The sequence below is a fragment of the Kitasatospora sp. NBC_00070 genome (genome assembly GCF_045041205.1).
Classification (GTDB): Bacteria; Actinomycetota; Actinomycetes; order Streptomycetales; family Streptomycetaceae; genus Kitasatospora.
Genome location: NZ_CP108247.1, coordinates 4,403,831 through 4,420,808, shown reverse-complemented (window position 1 = coordinate 4,420,808; position 16,978 = coordinate 4,403,831). Strand labels below are relative to the sequence as shown.

Annotated in this window: 12 protein-coding genes; 2 read left to right on the top strand and 10 right to left on the bottom strand. The window is 72.2% G+C overall.

All coding sequences use genetic code 11. From position 1 onward, the window contains the following. Window positions 1–7: 7 nt before the first annotated feature. The 4 genes from OHV05_RS20450 to rsmI all read right to left on the bottom strand — a co-directional run bounded on the left by OHV05_RS20450 (window position 8) and on the right by rsmI (window position 4,043). Complete coding sequence (locus tag OHV05_RS20450) at window positions 8–877, bottom strand: TatD family hydrolase (protein WP_405018963.1); 870 nt, start codon at window positions 875–877, stop codon at window positions 8–10. Continuing rightward, window positions 877–2,496, bottom strand: coding sequence for a methionine--tRNA ligase (gene metG / locus OHV05_RS20445; protein ID WP_405018962.1), 1,620 nt, complete (start codon window positions 2,494–2,496; stop codon window positions 877–879). The genes OHV05_RS20450 and metG overlap by 1 nt, the downstream gene beginning before the upstream one ends. A gap of 76 nt (window positions 2,497–2,572) precedes the next feature. After that, window positions 2,573–2,989: a hypothetical protein gene (locus OHV05_RS20440; protein WP_405018961.1), complete on the bottom strand. Its 417-nt coding sequence runs from the start codon at window positions 2,987–2,989 to the stop codon at window positions 2,573–2,575. A gap of 205 nt (window positions 2,990–3,194) precedes the next feature. Further along, window positions 3,195–4,043: a 16S rRNA (cytidine(1402)-2'-O)-methyltransferase gene (rsmI, locus tag OHV05_RS20435; protein WP_405018960.1), complete on the bottom strand. Its 849-nt coding sequence runs from the start codon at window positions 4,041–4,043 to the stop codon at window positions 3,195–3,197. Between the two features lie 339 nt (window positions 4,044–4,382). Between rsmI and OHV05_RS20430 the strand changes: the two genes are divergently transcribed. Next, entirely contained in the window at window positions 4,383–6,152 is a 1,770-nt protein-coding gene (locus OHV05_RS20430; RefSeq protein WP_405021503.1) for a dolichyl-phosphate-mannose--protein mannosyltransferase, read from the top strand. A gap of 121 nt (window positions 6,153–6,273) precedes the next feature. Beyond that, window positions 6,274–7,980 (top strand): penicillin-binding transpeptidase domain-containing protein, encoded by a 1,707-nt coding sequence (locus tag OHV05_RS20425; protein WP_405018959.1) that lies wholly within the window; start codon window positions 6,274–6,276, stop codon window positions 7,978–7,980. A 7-nt stretch (window positions 7,981–7,987) separates the two neighbouring features. On the opposite strand, the gene OHV05_RS20420 is transcribed toward OHV05_RS20425, so the two are convergent. From OHV05_RS20420 to OHV05_RS20395, 6 genes are all read right to left on the bottom strand, one after another. Continuing rightward, window positions 7,988–9,499 carry a N,N-dimethylformamidase beta subunit family domain-containing protein gene (locus tag OHV05_RS20420; protein WP_405018958.1) on the bottom strand — a complete coding sequence of 504 codons (1,512 nt, stop codon included), beginning with the start codon at window positions 9,497–9,499 and terminating at the stop codon, window positions 7,988–7,990. 48 nt (window positions 9,500–9,547) lie between these two features. Then, the gene (locus tag OHV05_RS20415) at window positions 9,548–10,867 is read right to left on the bottom strand and encodes a glycosyltransferase family 87 protein (RefSeq protein ID WP_405018957.1); all 1,320 of its coding nucleotides are present in this window, start codon (window positions 10,865–10,867) and stop codon (window positions 9,548–9,550) included. 105 nt (window positions 10,868–10,972) lie between these two features. Beyond that, window positions 10,973–12,454 carry an amino acid permease gene (locus tag OHV05_RS20410; RefSeq protein ID WP_405018956.1) on the bottom strand — a complete coding sequence of 494 codons (1,482 nt, stop codon included), beginning with the start codon at window positions 12,452–12,454 and terminating at the stop codon, window positions 10,973–10,975. 136 nt (window positions 12,455–12,590) lie between these two features. Further along, complete coding sequence (locus OHV05_RS20405) at window positions 12,591–13,850, bottom strand: glycosyltransferase 87 family protein (RefSeq protein WP_405018955.1); 1,260 nt, start codon at window positions 13,848–13,850, stop codon at window positions 12,591–12,593. Between the two features lie 180 nt (window positions 13,851–14,030). Next, a complete protein-coding gene (locus OHV05_RS20400) occupies window positions 14,031–15,437 on the bottom strand; it encodes a penicillin-binding transpeptidase domain-containing protein (RefSeq protein WP_405021502.1) in 1,407 nt (468 codons plus the stop codon). A gap of 113 nt (window positions 15,438–15,550) precedes the next feature. Next, window positions 15,551–16,921 carry an FtsW/RodA/SpoVE family cell cycle protein gene (locus OHV05_RS20395; protein ID WP_405018954.1) on the bottom strand — a complete coding sequence of 457 codons (1,371 nt, stop codon included), beginning with the start codon at window positions 16,919–16,921 and terminating at the stop codon, window positions 15,551–15,553. Window positions 16,922–16,978: the final 57 nt, after the last annotated feature.

Below are 16,978 nucleotides of genomic sequence, written 5' to 3'. Positions count from 1 at the left end.
GAGCCGTTCAGTACCCGAAGGCGCGGGCGGTGTTGGCCGCGATCGCCGTGGCGAGGCCGTCGTCGGACAGGCCCAGGGTGGCCGCCATCGAGCGCAGGGTGACCGGGATCAGGTACGGCGCGTTGGGGCGGCCCCGGTACGGGTGCGGGGTGAGGAAGGGCGCGTCGGTCTCGATCAGCACCCGGTCCAGCGGGGTGGCCAGCAGGGCGTCCCGGAGCGGCTGGTTGGCCTTGAAGGTGACCGGGCCGGCGAAGGAGAGGTACCAGCCGTGCTCGGCGCAGACCTTGGCCATCTCGGCGTCGCCGGAGTAGCAGTGGAAGACCGTCCGCTCGGGCGCGCCCTCGGCCAGCAGGACGTCGATCACGTCCTGGTGCGCCTCCCGGTCGTGGATCACCAGCGCCTTGCCGTGCCGCTTGGCGATCTCGATGTGCCGGCGGAACGACTCCTTCTGGATGTCCACGCCCTCCGGCCCGGTCCGGAAGTAGTCCAGACCGGTCTCGCCGACCGCGAGCACCTGCGGCAGCGCGGCCAGCCGGTCGATCTCGGCCAGCGCCGCCTCCAGCGCGGGCGAGCCGCCCGGGGCCCGCTGCTGCCCCGACCAGCCGTCGGGGTCGCCGAGCACCAGCCGGGGCGCCTCGTTGGGGTGCAGCGCGACGGCCGCGTGGACCTGCTCGAACTCCGCCGCCAGCTCGGCCGCCCAGCGGGAGCCGGCCACGTCGCAGCCCACCTGGACCACGGTGGTCACCCCCACCGAGGCGGCCTTGGCCAGGCTCTCGGCGGGGGTGCCGGACTGCATGTCCAGGTGGGTGTGCGAGTCGGCGACCGGTACCCCTAGGGGGACGGGCAGCGGCGGCGGGGTCGAGCGGTCGTCGGCCATCAGGCGGCGGGCTTCTCTTCCAGGCGGGGGAACAGGATCTCGCCCTTGGTCACCGTGGCGCCCACCGGCAGGCGGCCCCAGTCGGCGACGGTGGCGATGGTCTGCGCGGCCAGCGGGCCGAGCTCCGGCTCAGCGCCGAGCGACTCCCAGAGCTTCTCGGCGGTGGCCGGCATCAGCGGGTTGAGCAGCACGGCGGTCGCCCGCAGCGCCTCGGCGGCGGTGTACAGGATCGTCGCGAGCCGGGCCTGGCCCTCCTCCGACGTGTCCTTGGCGACCTTCCACGGCTCCTGCTCGGTGAGGTAGCCGTTGACCTGCTTGATGAACTCGAAGACGGCCGCGATGCCGCCCGCGAAGTCCAGCTCCTCGCCGATCTTGCGGTCCGCGACCTGAGCGGCCGTCACCAGACCGTCCGCGACGGCCTGTTCGGCCGCACCGGCGGCCGTGGCGGCGGGCAGCGAGCCCTCGTAGTACTTGCCGACCATGGCCGCCACCCGGGAGGCCAGGTTGCCGAAGTCGTTGGCCAGCTCGGAGGTGTACCGGGCGGAGAAGTCCTCCCAGGAGAACGAGCCGTCGGTGCCGAACGGGATCGCCCGCAGGAAGTAGTACCGGTACGCGTCCACCCCGAAGTGCGAGGTCAGCTGCTGCGGGGAGATGCCGGTCAGGTTCGACTTGGACATCTTCTCGCCGCCGACCATCAGCCAGCCGTTGGCGACCACCCGCTTGGGCAGCGGCAGCCCGGCGGCCATCAGCATGGCCGGCCAGATCACCGCGTGGAACCGCAGGATGTCCTTGCCGACCAGGTGCACCGAGGCCGGCCACAGCTCGGCGAACCGCTCCGGGTCGGAGCCGTAACCGGCGGCGGTGATGTAGTTCTGCAGCGCGTCCACCCAGACGTACAGGACGTGCTTCTCGTCCCAGGGCAGCGGGACGCCCCAGTTGAAGGTGGAGCGGGAGATCGACAGGTCCTTGAGGTCCTGCTCGACGAACCGCAGCACCTCGTTGCGGGCCGAGGCCGGGGCGATGAAGTCGGGGTTCTCGGCGTAGAACTCCAGCAGCTTCGGGCCGTAGGCGGAGAGCCGGAAGAAGTAGTTCTCCTCCTCCAGCCACTCGACCGGCTTCTTGTGCACCGGGCAGAGCTTCTCGTCCTCGGTGGCGCCCGGCAGCAGCTCGCCGGGGAGCTTGTACTCCTCGCAGCCGACGCAGTACGGGCCCTCGTAGCCGCCCTTGTAGATCTCGCCCTTGTCGAACAGGTCCTGGACGAACTCCTGGACCCGGTCGGTGTGCCGCTGCTGGGTGGTGCGGATGAAGTCGTCGTTGGCCACGTTGAGGTGCTGCCAGAGCGGCTTCCACTCCTCCTCGACCAGCTTGTCGCACCACTCCTGCGGGGTGACCCCGTGGGCGTCCGCCGTGCGCATGATCTTCTGGCCGTGTTCGTCGGTACCGGTCAGGTACCACACCTTCTCCCCGCGCTGGCGGTGCCAGCGGGTGAGGACGTCCCCGGCGACGGTGGTGTACGCGTGGCCCAGGTGCGGGCGATCGTTCACGTAGTAGATCGGGGTGGTGACGTAGTAGGCCGAGTTCGATGCCTCGGTGGTGCTGTGGTCTGCAGTGGCCGCCATGGTCGGAAATCTTAGCGGCGCGAAGGAACCACCCTCGACTCGATTGGCTCGGGGGTGGTCCCCAGGGACGCGAGGGTCAGGCCGCGCGGCCGAACAGCGAGCGCAACCAGGTGCCGAACGAGCGGTGCGGCAGCCGGGTGTGGTGCGGGTGCTCCGGCTCGGCCCGGCCCGCGTAACCGGGGGCGTGGTGCCAGGACCGCTCGACCGAGGCGACCCGGCCGGCCGGCATGATCCGCACGGTGTGCCCGCCGCAGCCCGGGCAGGTCGGCTTCAGCAGCGGGGAGGGGACCCGGACGCCGTTCGCGTGGTACTCGACCACCAGGTGGCCGTCCCGCGCCTTGTGGTGCTCGATCCGGTAGTCCTGCTCCCAGCCGTAGCCGCAGCTCAGGCAGGCGAAGGAGTACGCCTCCCGGACGGTCTCCACCGGCGTCGGCGGCCTGGTCGTGCCCAGCGTGGGGTCGGTGTTCGTCGGACTGCCGATCGTGTCGCTCATGACCGTCTCCCAGCGCCCGCCGGGCGTTCGCCCGGCTCGGGTCTTTCCATCCCAGGGAATGCCCGGGGCCCGGACTCCGCCAACCGGGTTTCCGAAGCTTGGCTCCGAATTGGAAATACCTGTACGACAACCGGGCCAAAGCTTCAACAACCCATGGTTTTACGGAGTGCTTCCTCCACGGTACGCGCGTGTCCGGCGGCCCGCGTCAGCTGCCGTGCTTGGCCGCCACCACCGCGTCGAACACCGCCCGCTTGGGCAGCCCGAGCTCGGCGGCGACCGAGGCGATCGCCTCCTTGCGGCCCTCGCCCGCCTCCTGCTCCCGCAGGGTGACCAGCCGGGCCAGCTCGGCCGGGGTGCGCTCCTGCGGCGCGGTCGGCGGGGCGCCCGCCACCACCACGGTGATCTCGCCCCGGACCCCGTCGGCGGCCCAGGCCGCCAGCGTGGCGAGGCCGCCGCGCTTGATCTCCTCGTACGTCTTGGTCAGCTCGCGGCAGACGGCCGCCGGGCGGTCCGCCCCGAAGGCGTCCGCCATCGCGGCCAGCGACTCGGCGATCCGGTGCGGGGCCTCGAAGAACACCATGGTGCGCGGCTCGGCCTTGAGCTCGGCCAGGGTCCTGGCCCGGTCGCCGTTCTTCCGGGGCAGGAAGCCCTCGAAGGTGAACCGGTCCACCGGCAGGCCGGACAGCGCCAGCGCGGTGAGCACGGCGGACGGCCCCGGCACGGCGGTGACCTTGATCCCGACGGCCACGGCGGCGTCCACCAGCCGGTACCCCGGGTCCGAGACGGACGGCATCCCGGCGTCGGTGACCAGCAGCACCCGGGAGCCGTTCTGCAACGCCTCCACCAGCTCCGGGGTCCGGCCCACCTCGTTGCCCTCGAAGTACGACACCACCCGGCCGGTCGGGGTCACCCCGAGCGCCTGGGTCAGCCGACGCAGGCGGCGGGTGTCCTCCGCCGCGATCACGTCCGCCGTGGCCAGCTCGGTGACCAGTCGGGGCGGCGCGTCCGAGACGTCACCGATGGGAGTTCCTGCGAGCACGAGTACGCCTGTCACCCACCCATCCTCCCAGCTTTTCCCAGGCGCTCAGCCGTCGACCACCCAGGGGCTCGGGGAACTGCGACGCCGGCCTCGTACACGGTGATCGTCGAGTGGGTGGTCAGGCACTTTCGCAGTGATGCCCACCAGCCACGAACCGTCGCCGTTCCCCGAGCCCCCGGACCGTAGCCCTGGAGCATCTGCCGAACAGCGGGAGCAGAAATGGTGACGAAAGGGGCAGGATCACGGCGGGCCATTGCCTGCTCGGGAGCCGCCCCTACGATGTGGCGGGTGAGCGGCGAAAAGGGCCTTGAGGGGCCGGCTGGCGTAGACCACTCGGAGCGGGGCGGGGCCGTCCTGCTGGACGATGCTGCCGCCGTGCCGAGCCCCCGGGCGGAAGAGCCCGAGCGGCCGAGCTGGCGCGGTGCGCTGGAACGGTTCGGGCACCGGCCGACCGACCGGGCCGGGACGGCGGAGCGGCTGGTGCCGCCGATGCCGGACGGCCCCGGCGTGACGCCCGACCGGGTACCGCCCTCGCCGCTGCTGCTCCGCCTCGGGGTGCGGCTGCCGGACGCGCTGTGGTCCTGGCTGTGCCGCTGGGCGGGCTGGCTCGGCCCGCTCGCGGTGGCACTGTTCGCCGGGGTGCTGCGGTTCAGCGGTCTGGGCGGCCCGCACTCGATGATCTTCGACGAGACCTACTACGCCAAGGACGCCTACTCGCTCTGGCAGGTCGGCTACGAGACCAGTTGGCCGGACGACGCCAACGGCAAGATCCTCTCGCCGGTGCAGTCCGTCCCGTTCCGGGCCGACCCGTCGTACATCGTCCACCCGCCGGTCGGGAAGTGGCTGATCGGGCTGGGCGAGCAGCTGTTCGGGATGAACCCGTTCGGCTGGCGGTTCGCGGTCGCGGTGCTCGGCACCCTCTCGGTGCTGATGGTCGCCCGGATCGGTCGGCGGCTGTTCCGCTCCACCCTGCTCGGCACGGTGGCCGGGCTGCTGCTCGCGGTGGACGGGCTGCACTTCGTGATGAGCCGGTCGGCGCTGCTCGACCTGGTGGTGATGTTCTGGTGCCTGGCCGCGTTCGGCTTCCTGCTGCTCGACCGGGACCGGACCAGGGCGCTGATCGCCCGTCGGCTGGAGCACACGCCCGGCGGTGACTGGCTGTTCCTGGGCTGGCGCCCGTACCGGCTGGCGGCCGGGGTCTGCATCGGTCTGACCCTGGCCACCAAGTGGAGCGGGATGTACATCCTGGTCGCGTTCTGGCTGCTCGGCACCTGCTGGGACCTGGGCGCCCGGCGACTGGCCGGGGCCAGGCGCCCGGTGCTGGGGGCGCTCCGGGACGGCCTGGTGGCCGGGCCGGTGCTGCTGGTCGTCACGGTGTCGGTCTACCTCGCCACCTGGACGGGCTGGTTCATGTCCAGCACCGAGCCGAACAAGGGCGGGTACGACCGGGGCTGGGCGCTGCACCGGGAGGGGCTCTCGCCCGAGTCCGTCATGGGCGTCAGGATGCCGTTCCGGTTCGACCTGACCTGGGTGCCGGACGCGCTGCGGAGCCTCTGGCACTACCACGTGGGCGTGTACGACTTCCACGTCCACCTGACCAGCGGGCACACCTACCAGTCCAACCCGTGGAGCTGGCTGCTGGTCGGCCGTCCGGTGTCGTTCTTCTACGAGTCGCCGAAGCTGGGCCAGTCCGGCTGCAAGGTGAACGAGTGCGCGGCCGAGGTGCTCGGGATCGGCACGCCGCTGCTCTGGTGGACGGGCCTGGTCGCGGTGCTGTTCTGCCTCTACCGCTGGGTGCTGCGGCGGGACTGGCGGGCGGGCGCGATCCTGTGCGGGCTCGGAGCCGGGTACCTGCCCTGGTTCATGTACCAGGAGCGCACCATCTTCCTGTTCTACGCGGTGGTCTTCGTGCCGTTCCTGGTGCTCGCGGTGACCATGATGCTCGGGGCGCTGATCGGCCCCGCGACGGCCTCCAGGGACCGCCGCGTGATCGGCGGCACGGCGGCCGGGCTGCTGGTGCTGCTGGTGATGTGGAACTTCCTCTACTTCCTGCCGATCTACACCGGCCAGACCATCCCGATGGACGACTGGCGGTCCCGGATGTGGTTCAACAGCTGGATCTGATCCGCCGTCCGGCGGATTCTGTACCAGATGCGTCACAACTGACCCTCGAACAACAGGTACACGGAGTTCCCCCACCTACTGTGGAGTGGACCTGCCATGACCATCGGGGGAATTCCGCGCCATGAACAACGCCGCCAAGATAGGCATCGCCACCGTCTGCACGGCGCTGGTCGGGGTCGCCGGATTCGGCGCGTACAACGTGTACGACGCAATGAACGGGGAGGACTCCGCCAAGTCGCCCAAGGTCCGTACGGTGGTGGCCGAGGCGCCCGCCGCCGACCTGGCCGCAGCCGGGGCCAAGGCGTTCCTGGAGGCGTGGGCCAAGGGTGACCTGGAGGCGGCCGGGGCGCTGACCGACCAGCCGGACACCGCGATCGCCACCCTGCGGGCCTTCCAGGAGAAGGTGAAGCCGAGCGGCGTCACGCTCACCCCCGGTGGCACCCCGACCGCCTCGGCCGTCCCGTCCGCGAGCGCGTCCGCCTCGGCGAAGGCCAGCCCGAGCGCGAGCGCCTCGGCGAGCGCCCCGACCGGCACCGAGGTGCCGTTGAGCTTCCGGGCCAAGGTGGAGTTCGCCGGGACCGCCAACGCCTGGAACTACGAGGGCCGGCTCGGCCTGGTCAAGATGAGCGACGGCAAGGCCGCCGTGCACTGGACCCCGAACGTGATCCACCCGAAGCTGGACAGCGGCGAGAGCATCTCGGTGAAGCCGGTCTTCGCCGAGCCCGCGATGGTGGTGGACCGCAACGGCAAGCCGCTGAACTACCCCTCGCTGACCCCCGCCCTGATGGCCAGGTTCAAGCAGAACGCCGCCGGGGCCCCGGAGGACGCCGGGACCGGTGTGGTGATCACCAAGGACGACGGCAGCGGCACGGCGGACAAGCTGTTCACCATCACCGACCCGAAGCCCGTGCCCTCGCTCAAGCTGACCCTGGACGGCAAGCTCCAGGCGGAGGCCGAGAAGGCGGTGGCGGGCGCGTCCAAGGGCGGCACCCTGCCGGCCTCGCTGGTCGCCATCGAGCCCAGCACCGGGAACGTGCTGGCCTTCGCCAACGCCCCGGCCGGCGGGCAGAACCGGGCCTTCCTGGCCGCGATCGCACCGGGCTCCACCATGAAGGTGATCACCGCGGCCGCGCTGCTGGAGGCCGGGGTCAAGCCGGACGACGTGCTGCCCTGCCCCGCCACCCTGAACGTGGCGGGACAGACCTTCAAGAACGACTTCACCGAGCCGCACGAGGACTGGAAGTTCTCCCAGGACCTCGCCCAGTCCTGCAACACCGCCCTGATCAAGAAGGGTCTGGAGGTGCTGAAGAGCGGCGACATGGAAGCCCTCGCCAAGGACGCCTTCGGCATCGGCCCGACCTGGAAGACCGGCATGCTGCTGGCCCCCGCCAAGGCCCCCGCGCCGACCGGCGACAACCTGCGCGCCGCCCAGCTGATCGGCCAGGGCCACATCACCATGAACGCCCTCACCATGGCCTCGATCTCCGCGACCGTGCAGAGCGGCACCTTCCGGCAGCCGATCCTGGTGCCCGGCTCCGAGCAGCAGAAGGCCGACCGGACACTCTCCCCGGCCACCCTGCAGAGTCTGCGCGCGATGATGAACCTGACCGCCACCAGCGGCACCGCCGCCGGGCCGATGAGCGGCATCACCGCCGGGGCGGGCGCCAAGACCGGTACGGCCCAGGTCGACGGCCAGGCCGACGACAACAGCTGGTTCACCGCCTACCGGGGCAACCTCGCGGTGGCCGCCGAGGTCGGCGGCGGCGGGCACGGCGCCGCGGCCGCCGGACCGGCCTCCGCGATGGTGCTCAAGGTCGGCAACGGCTGACGCCGGATCAGGCCACGGGGTGCCGGTGCCCCGCCGGGCCGGCGGCGAAGGCCCGCAGCAGGTTCTCGGTGACCTGCCGGGTGAACGCCCCGGCCCGGTGGTCCATCCCGTGGTCGGCCCTACCGCCGCCCGGGCCGTCGGCGTCCAGCGCCTCCACCCAGCGCATGGTGCCGGTGGCGAACACCCCGGCCCCGCCGGCCACCGTGCCGTACGCCGAGTCGGCCCGGCTGCGGCGACCGTCGCAGACCACCGGTGAGCTGGCGACGATCTCGATCGGGCCCGCCGCCGGGCCGGCCGGGGGCACCCGGTCGTACTCGACCCCGACCAGGTGCGGGAAGCTGTCGCCGGCCACCGCACCCGTACCGGCCAGCAGCCAGTGCCCGGGGTTGCTCACCACGTACGGCGCGTCCACCGGGTAGCCGTCGTAGCTCACCCCGAGCAGGCCGCTCTCCGGGTCGGCGCCGGGCCCGTCCCGGAAGTCGGTGGTGGCGGGCCGCCCGGCCCGGAAGCCGGGGTCGTCCCGGTAGTCGGACTTCCAGCACACCACCGTCCGGTCGGGGCCGAGCGCCGAGGGCTCGTAACGGACCCTGCGGTAGCAGCAGTTGGCGCCCAGGAAGGCCAGGTTGGTGCCCGCGTCGCGGGCCGCCGCGACGTGCTGCCGCTGCTCGTTCGACCAGTACTCGTCGTGTCCCAACGAGACCACCGCCGCGGCCCCGCGCAGCAGTTCGGGCTCCCGGGCCAGGTCGGTCCCGGTGGCGTAGCCGAGCGGCAGCCCGAGCCGCTCGGCCAGCGCGATCAGCGGGGCCTCGTAGACCAGGAACAGCCCGGCGCCGTCGTCGTAGCGGTACGGCCGGTCGAAGACGACCTCCAGCGCCCGGGTGCCGTAGCCGCCGGTCGGGCCGTTGTAGAGGCTGTAGCCGCCCCACTCGTTGTACGCCTGCCAGGTCGCCACGGCGTTCACCAGGACGGTCCGCCCCGCGGTCTCCCGGGAGCGGACGGTGACCGGGACGTACCGCTGGCCTGGGCCGCCGACCGCGTCCAGCCGGAGCAGGTAACCGCCCTCGGGCCAGCCGGTGGTGTCGACCGTGGTGGTCCGCGGCCAGTCGGCCCGGACGGTCCTGGTCCCGGCGGCAACGGTGGGCCCCGGGCGGGCCACGCCGGGCAGCCGCTCGGACCGCCAGACCAGCCGGGCCCTGGCACCGCCGTACCAGCCCATCCGGTAGGCGGAGACGGTGAAGCCGGGGGCGGTGGTCGACACGTGCAGGCCGAGCGGCTCGCCGGGGAGCACGCTGACCCGGTCGGCGAAGCCCTCGATCGCGTCCTGCGGGCCCGGTGCGGTGACCCTCCAGTCGGCGTCGCCCGGGCGGTCGTTCTCGGCCCTGGTCGGCGAGGGGCTGGGCAGCGGCTGCTGGTCGGCGACCGGGGGCTCGGTGGCGGCCGGGGTGCTCCCACAGGCCGTCAGGCCGGCGGCCGCCACGGCCAGTCCGAGAAACGTCCGCCGCCCGGTATGTTGCGCCATGCCCGTATCGTCCCACGCCCCGGCCGGGAAACCGGGGAGCGGCCCGGGTCAGAGCTGAACGCCCGTCAGGATCGTGGTGAGCCGGTCCCTCGGCCGAGGCCCGGCGGCCAGCCGGGGCCAGATCACCAGCACCGCCGGGAGCGCCAGGTAGCCGAACCGGCCGGCCGGGGCGAGCGTGAACGCGACGGTCAGCCCGACCGCCAGCACGTCGCAGGCGGCCACCGCCGAGGTCGGCGGGTAGGCCAGCAGCCAGAGGGTGACCCCGAGCGCGCCGAGGCAGAGCAGGGTGAGCGAGATGGTGTGCCCGGTCGGCCCGAACCCGGCCAGCACCTTGCCCGGCAGCGGGCTGCCCGCCGGGGTGTGCACGGCGGTCAGCCCGAGCGGGAAGCGCACCACCTGTTCGCGCAGCACCTGGCCCTGGGTCAGCAGGTACGGCAGCACCAGCGCGAGGCCGCCGGCCACCGCCGTCAGCGTGGCGCGGGCGGCCGGGCGGCGGCCGTACAGCCGCCAGAGCAGCAGCGCCGCCACCGGGAGCGCGGGCCAGGCGGTCCACTTGAGGGTGCAGGCGAGCACCAGCACCAGACCGGCGGGGACCGCCCGGCCCTTGGCGGCCAGGGTCAGCGCCAGGCAGCAGACCCCGATCAGCGGCAGGTCCACCCCGCCCACGACCAGCGCCAGCGCGATCAGCGGGGAGGCGGTCAGGGCGGCCAGCGGCAGCAGCGGCGAGGCGGCGGGCTGCGGCCGGAGCAGCCGCCAGCAGGCCAGCAGGCAGGCCAGGAAGGTGACGGCGAACCAGATCCGGGCGTCCCCCAGCACCGTGGTCACCGGGTTCCCGTTGCCCAGCAGCGCCCGGGGCAGCCCGAACAGCGCCATGGCCGGCAGGTAGGGGTCGTAGTCGGTGACCCGGGCCGGATCGGGCAGGTACGGGCTGCCGGTGTGCAGCAGCAGGACGGCCGAGCGTTCGACCACCATCACCTCGGACTGGTGCCGGCCCTGCAGCACCAGCAGCACCAGCGGCAGCAGGACGGCGCCGAGCACGGCCGCCCCGGCCGCCGCCCGCGCGGCGTACCGGCGCGGCAGGGCGAGGCGGAGCACGGCGGCCAGGCCGTAGGCGGGGGCCGCCACGGTGCCCCAGAAGATCTGGTTCGGCAGGTCGGAGACCAGCGGGAAGGCGAGCGCCCAGCCGGCCGCGACCGCGCACCCCAGCACCTGGACGGTCCGCCGCCGGGTCGGCCGGAGCCGGGCCCGGCGGGCCGGGTCGGTGGACGTGCGCTGCTCGGGTATCCGGGCGGCCACCCCCGACCGGGGTGCCTCGTGCAGGGGACAGACCGCCTGCTCGGGTGCTCCGGGGGTTCGGGTGGTCGCCATGCTGGAAGGGTAGGGGCTGAGTTGTGCTGTTCCGCAGAAGGAGCGGCAACTGTTATGTGGAGCTCTTGGCAGGACCCGGCGGCGCGGCGCCGGGTCCTCCGCCGGTCAGCCCGTCCGGGTGGGTTCGGGGTCCGGCCGGTCGAGCTTGGAGTGCTTGACGCTGTAGCCGAAGTAGACGACGGCGGCGACCGCCAGGGCCGCACCGAAGAACGCGTACGTCACCGCGTGCAGCTCGGAGATCAGGTAGGCGCAGAACCCGACGCTGAGTACCGGCACCACCGGGTAGCCCGGCACCTTGAAGCCGCGCGGCAGGTCCGGCTGGGTGCGGCGCAGGATGACGACGCCGACCGAGACCACCGAGAACGCCACCAGGGTGCCCAGGCTGGTCAGGTCGGTGAGGATGTCCAGCGGCACGAAGGCGGCCAGCACCGAGACCCCGAGGCCGACCACCACGGTGTTCCAGACCGGGGTGCCGGTGCGCGGCGAGAGCTCGGCGAACTTCTTCGGCAGCATGCCGTCCCGGCCCATCGAGTACAGGATCCGGGTCTGACCGTAGATCACCACCAGGGTGATGCTGAAGATCGAGACGATCGCGCCGACCGCGAACATGACGGCGGGCCAGCTCTGGCCGGTGACGTCCTGGAGGATCTGCGCCAGCCCGGCCTCCTGGCCGTCGAACTGCTGCCAGGGCTGGGCACCGACGGCGGTCACCGCCACGCCGATGTAGAGCAGGGTGACCACCACCAGCGAGATGATGATCGCCGCCGGCAGCGTCCGGCGCGGGTTCTTGACCTCCTCGCCGGCCGTGGACACCGCGTCCAGGCCGATGAAGGAGAAGAAGATGCTGGACGCGGCCACCCCGATGCCGCCGATGCCCAGCGGCATGAACGGGGTCAGGTTGCCGGCCTGGAAGCCGGTCAGGCCGATCGCGATGAACAGCAGCAGGATGACGATCTTGATGACCACCATGGCCGCGTTCACCCGGGCCGACTCGCTGGCGCCGCGGATCAGCAGTGTGACCACCATCGCCACCAGGATCACGGCCGGCAGGTTGAACACCCCGCCGTCGCCGGGCGGGGCGGCCATCCACTCCGGCAGCGTGAAGCCGAAGGCCAGGTCGAAGAACTTGTTCAGGTACTGCCCCCAGCTGACCGCGATCGCCGAGGCCGAGACCCCGTACTCCAGCAGCAGGCAGACCCCGACCCCGAAGGCGACGATCTCGCCGAGGGTCGCGTACGCGTACGAGTAGGAGGAGCCGGAGACCGGGATCGCCGAGGCCATCTCGGCGTAACACAGCGCGGTGAGCCCGGCGGTGACGGCGGCCAGCAGGAAGGAGAGCACCACGGCGGGCCCGGCCTCCGGCACCGCGCTGCTCAGCACGAAGAAGATGCCGGTGCCGACGGTCGCCCCGATGCCGATCGAGGACAGCTGCCAGAGGCCGATCGAGCGGCGCAGGTGGATGCCGGACCGGCCGCCCTCCTCGGGCGCGCCGACCGGCGGCGCGTCGGCCACCCCGCTCTCGGCGATCAGGGTGGCGACCGGTTTCTTCCGGAGCAGGCGCGAGCCGGGGGTGCTCTGAGTGCTCAAGGGGTGGTTCCTTCGGGGCGGGGGAGGTCGGGGCCGGCCTGGCGGGTCGTCAGGCGGTGACCGACAAACCAGACACTTCGCACGCGGCAGACTACGCCTCCGGCCCCCGGATCAGGCTCCGGCCACCCGCCGGGGGTCACTCACCGCCGGACCGGGCGGCCACCAGGGAGCCCTGGCTCGGCTCGACCGCGCTGACCACGAGTTCCGAGTTGACCACCGGTTCGGGCTCCTTCGCCCGCAGCACCGCCAGGACCAGCACCAGGAACCCGACCAGTACGTAGACCTCGCCGCCGAGGTGCTCCCACGGGGACAGCTGCAGCTCCAGCCCGTTCTTGTGCGGCACCATCCACATGCCGCGCGACAGGAACGCGACCACCACCAGCGCGAGCACGGCCCGGTACGGCAGGCGGCGGCTCCGCTGGGCCGCCTCGGCGGTCAGCAGGACCAGCAGGGGCACGCACCAGATCCAGTGGTGGGTCCAGCTGATCGGCGAGATCAGCAGCGCGGTGATCGCGGTGCAGACCACCCCCCAGGCCTCGGCCCGGGGCGCGCCCCCGCGCAGCGAGCGGGTGGCGAGGGCGAGGCCGCCGATCGCCACCAGGCCGGCCACCGCGGTGGCCGGGAAGCCGGGGTGCTCGGTGTGCAGCAGGCGGGCCAGCGCTCCGCTGATCGCCTGGTTGTCGACGATCTCGGTGCGGCCGACCCGGGTGGAGTCCCACAGGTAGGTGGTCCAGAAGCCGTAGGAGGCGCCGGGCAGCGCGACCGTCCCGATCAGCGCGGTGACCAGGAAGGTGGCGCCGGAGACCATGGCCGCCCGGATCCGGCCGGTGAGCAGCAGGTAGACCGCGAATATCCCCGGGGTGAGCTTGATGCCGATGGCCAGGCCGATGCCGATGCCCGTGAAGCGGTGCTTGTGCGTCAGGTCCCAGAGCACCAGACAGGCGATCACCAGGTTGATCTGCCCGTACTGGAGGGTGGTGTAGACGGGTTCGAGGAAGACCCCCGCGCCGACGGCCAGCAGCAGCGCGGGCGCCCGGCGGCCCGGGCGCGGCCAGCCGACCAGCCGGAAGGAGAGGTGGACCAGCAGGGCGAGCAGGGCGATGTTGGCCAGGGTGACCACCACCCGCAGGACCGATATGTCGAACCAGGTCGCGGGGACGAACAGCATCGCGGCGAACGGGGGGTAGGTCGCCGGGAGGTTCCAGCCGGGGAGCCGCATCGCGTAGAGGTCCTGGCCGTTGGCGACCGCCGCACCCTCCGCCCGGTACACCAGCATGTCGACCATCGAGAAGCCGTGGAAGTGCCGGATCACCGCGAAGACCGAGAGCAGCGCCAGCGCGACCAGCGCCGTGCTGGCCGTACCGGTCCGCATCAGCGCCCTGAGCCGGTCAGGCATGACGACTCGCCGTCGAGCGGGCAGCCGGAGTTCGACGGTGTGACGACATGACGGTTTCCCCCTATGGGCACGGCTCGGAGCCGTCCACGCTAACCCAGCCCGGTACACCGCAACCGTGACTCCCGCCACATCCCTTGTCACAGTGCGGCTGCAGTCCCATGAGATTTTGCCCAGGCTCCGTCAGTTCCCGTTCAGGACGGCCTGCATGACGGCCTTGGCGATCGGGGCGGCCAGCCCGCCGCCGGTGACGTCGGTGGCGTTGCTGTCCGCGATGACCACCGCGACGGCCACCGGGGGGACCTGGTTCGAGCCGCTCGGCTTGGCCCAGGAGATGAACCAGGCGTACGGGATGCCGGAGTTGTCGATGCCCTGCTGGGCGGTGCCGGTCTTGCCGCCGACGGTGGCCCCGGGGATCCGGGCGCTCCGGCCGGTGCCGGTCTCCACCACGTCGGTCATCAGCTTCTGCACCTGCCCGGCCACGGCGGGGCTCATCGCCTGCCGGTAGTCGGTGGGCTGCATCACCTGGACCGAACTGCCGTCGCTCTTGGTCAGCTTGTCCACAAGCTGTGGATACCGCACGGTGCCGTTGTTGGCGACGCCCGCCGCGACCATCGCCATCACCAGCGGGGTGGCGGCGGTGTCGAACTGGCCGATCGAGGAGAGCGCGACCTGCGAGGCGTTCATCTCGGTGTCGAAGTTGGACCGGGCGGCCCGGACGGGCGTGTCCAGCTTGGCGTCGTTGAAGCCGAAGTTCTGCGCCATCGCGACCATCTTCGGCAGGCCGACCTGGGTGCCGAGGTACCCCATCACGCTGTTGCAGGACCGGACCATCGCCTCGTCCAGCGACTGGCCGGGGGTGTCGCAGGCGCTGGTGTCGTTCACCAGCGGGGTGGTGGTGCCCGGCATCACGAACGGGTACGGCGCGCCGGTCGGGGCGTCGATGTCGGTGACCACGCCGTTGGCCAGCGCGGCGGCGGCGGTGACCACCTTGAACGTCGAGCCGGGCGGGTAGATCTGACGGAGCGCCCGGTTCAGCATCGGCTGGTTCTTGTCGGCCTGCAGCTTGTTCCAGGCGTCCTGGTCGGCGGTCGACGAGCCCGCGAAGCTGCCCGGGTCGTAGCTCGGGGTGGAGGCCAGCGCGAGGATCCGGCCGGTGGCGGGTTCGATCGCGGCGACCGCGCCGGTCTGCCGGCCCAGGCCGTTCACCGCGGCCTGCTGGGCGGCCTTGTTCAGGGTGGTGTGGACGTCGCCGCCGGGGTTCTGCTTGCGGGCGATCTCGTCCCAGATCGCCCAGCCGGCCAGCCGGGGGTCGGTGCCGGAGAGCAGGTCGTCCTGGACGCCCTCGAGCTGGGTGTTCCCGTACGTCTGCGAGGAGTAGCCGGTGACCGCGGCCCAGGTCGGGCCGTCGGTGTAGGCGCGCTTGTAGGCGTACCGCCCGCCGGTCGGGGTGGAGCCGGTGACCGGGTCGGACCCGACCAGGAGGTTGCCGCGCGGCTGCGCGTAACGCTGGATGGTCTCCCGCTGGTTGGCCGGGTTGTCGTCCAGCGACTTGGCCCGGAACACCTGGACGTAGGTGGCCTGGCCCATCAGCGCGAGCACCAGGACCAGGCAGAAGGTGCCGGCCCGGCGGCCGGTGGTGGAGATCCCGGGCAGCCCCTGCGGGCCGCCGGTGGAACGGGCCTCGGACCTTCGTCGCGACGTCACGGCTGCTCCACCAGGTCGGCTGCGGGCTCGGGGGCGGGTCGGCGGGCCTGGTCGCTCATCCGGACCAGCAGCGCCACGATGATCCAGTTGGTCACCACCGAGGAGCCGCCCTGGGCGATGAAGGGCAGCGTCATCCCGGTCAGCGGGATCAGGTCGAGCACGCCGCCGGCCACCACGAACAGCTGGATCCCGACGATCGCCGCCAGGCCGATCGCCAGCAGCCGGCCGAACGGGTCCCGGAGCGCGATCCCGGTCCGGAAGCCCCGGGAGATCAGCAGCGCGTAGAGCAGGAACAGCGCGATCAGCCCGACCAGGCCGAGCTCCTCGCCGATGGTGGCCAGGATGAAGTCGGACTTGGCGGCGAAGCCGATCAGGATCGAGTGCCCGAGCCCCAGCCCGGTGCCGAGCACCCCGCCCCAGGCGAACGAGAACAGCGACTGGGCGATCTGGTTGGCGCCCTGGCCGGCCGCGATCGAACCCAGCGGGTCCAGCCAGTCGGTCACCCGGCTGTGCACGTGCGGGGAGAGCCAGCCGACCGCGACCGCGCCGACCGCCGCCAGGAACAGGCCGATCGCGATCCAGCCGCTGCGCGCGGTGGCCACGTAGAGCATCACCACGAACAGGCCGAAGAACAGCAGCGAGGTGCCGAGGTCGGTCTCCAGCACCAGTACCCCGACGAAGGCGGCCCAGATCAGCAGCACCGGGCCGAGGTCGCGGCCGCGCGGGAACTGGAACTTCCACACCTTCTTGCCGGTCAGCGCCAGCGCGTCCCGGTGCACGGCCAGGTAGGCGGCGAAGAAGACCGCCAGCAGGATCTTGGCGAACTCGCCCGGCTGGAACGAGATCGGGCCGATCACGATCCAGATCCGGGAGCCGTAGACCGGCGGGAAGAAGATCGGCAGGATCAGCAGCACCAGGGCCACCAGGGCGCCGATGTAGGCGTACCGCTGGAGGATCCGGTGGTCGCGCAGCAGCACCACCACGCCGATGAACAGCGCCACCCCGAGGGTGGACCAGAGCAGCTGGGTGGGCGCCGCCTCGCTCTTCGGGGTGGCCAGGTCCAGCCGGTAGATGACGACCAGTCCGATCCCGTTCAGCAGGATCGCGATCGGCAGCAGCAGCGGGTCCGCGTACGGGGCCTTCCAGCGGATCACCCCGTGCGCGAGCAGCGCGAGCACGCCGAGCGCCGCCCCGTACCCGGCGGCGCCGGACGGGACCTCGCCGTCGATGTTCACGCCGACCTCGATGTACCCGAAGACGGCGATCAGCACCGACCCGAGCACCAGGGCCAGTTCGGTGTTGCGACGGCTCTTGACCAGGCGTCGGCCCGGCGCACCGGCTCTGGCTACGGCGGAGGGAGAGGCCACGGGCGTCCTGTCGGGGGTAGCACGGCGGGGGCGGACGGGCCGTCAGGTCCCGTCCAC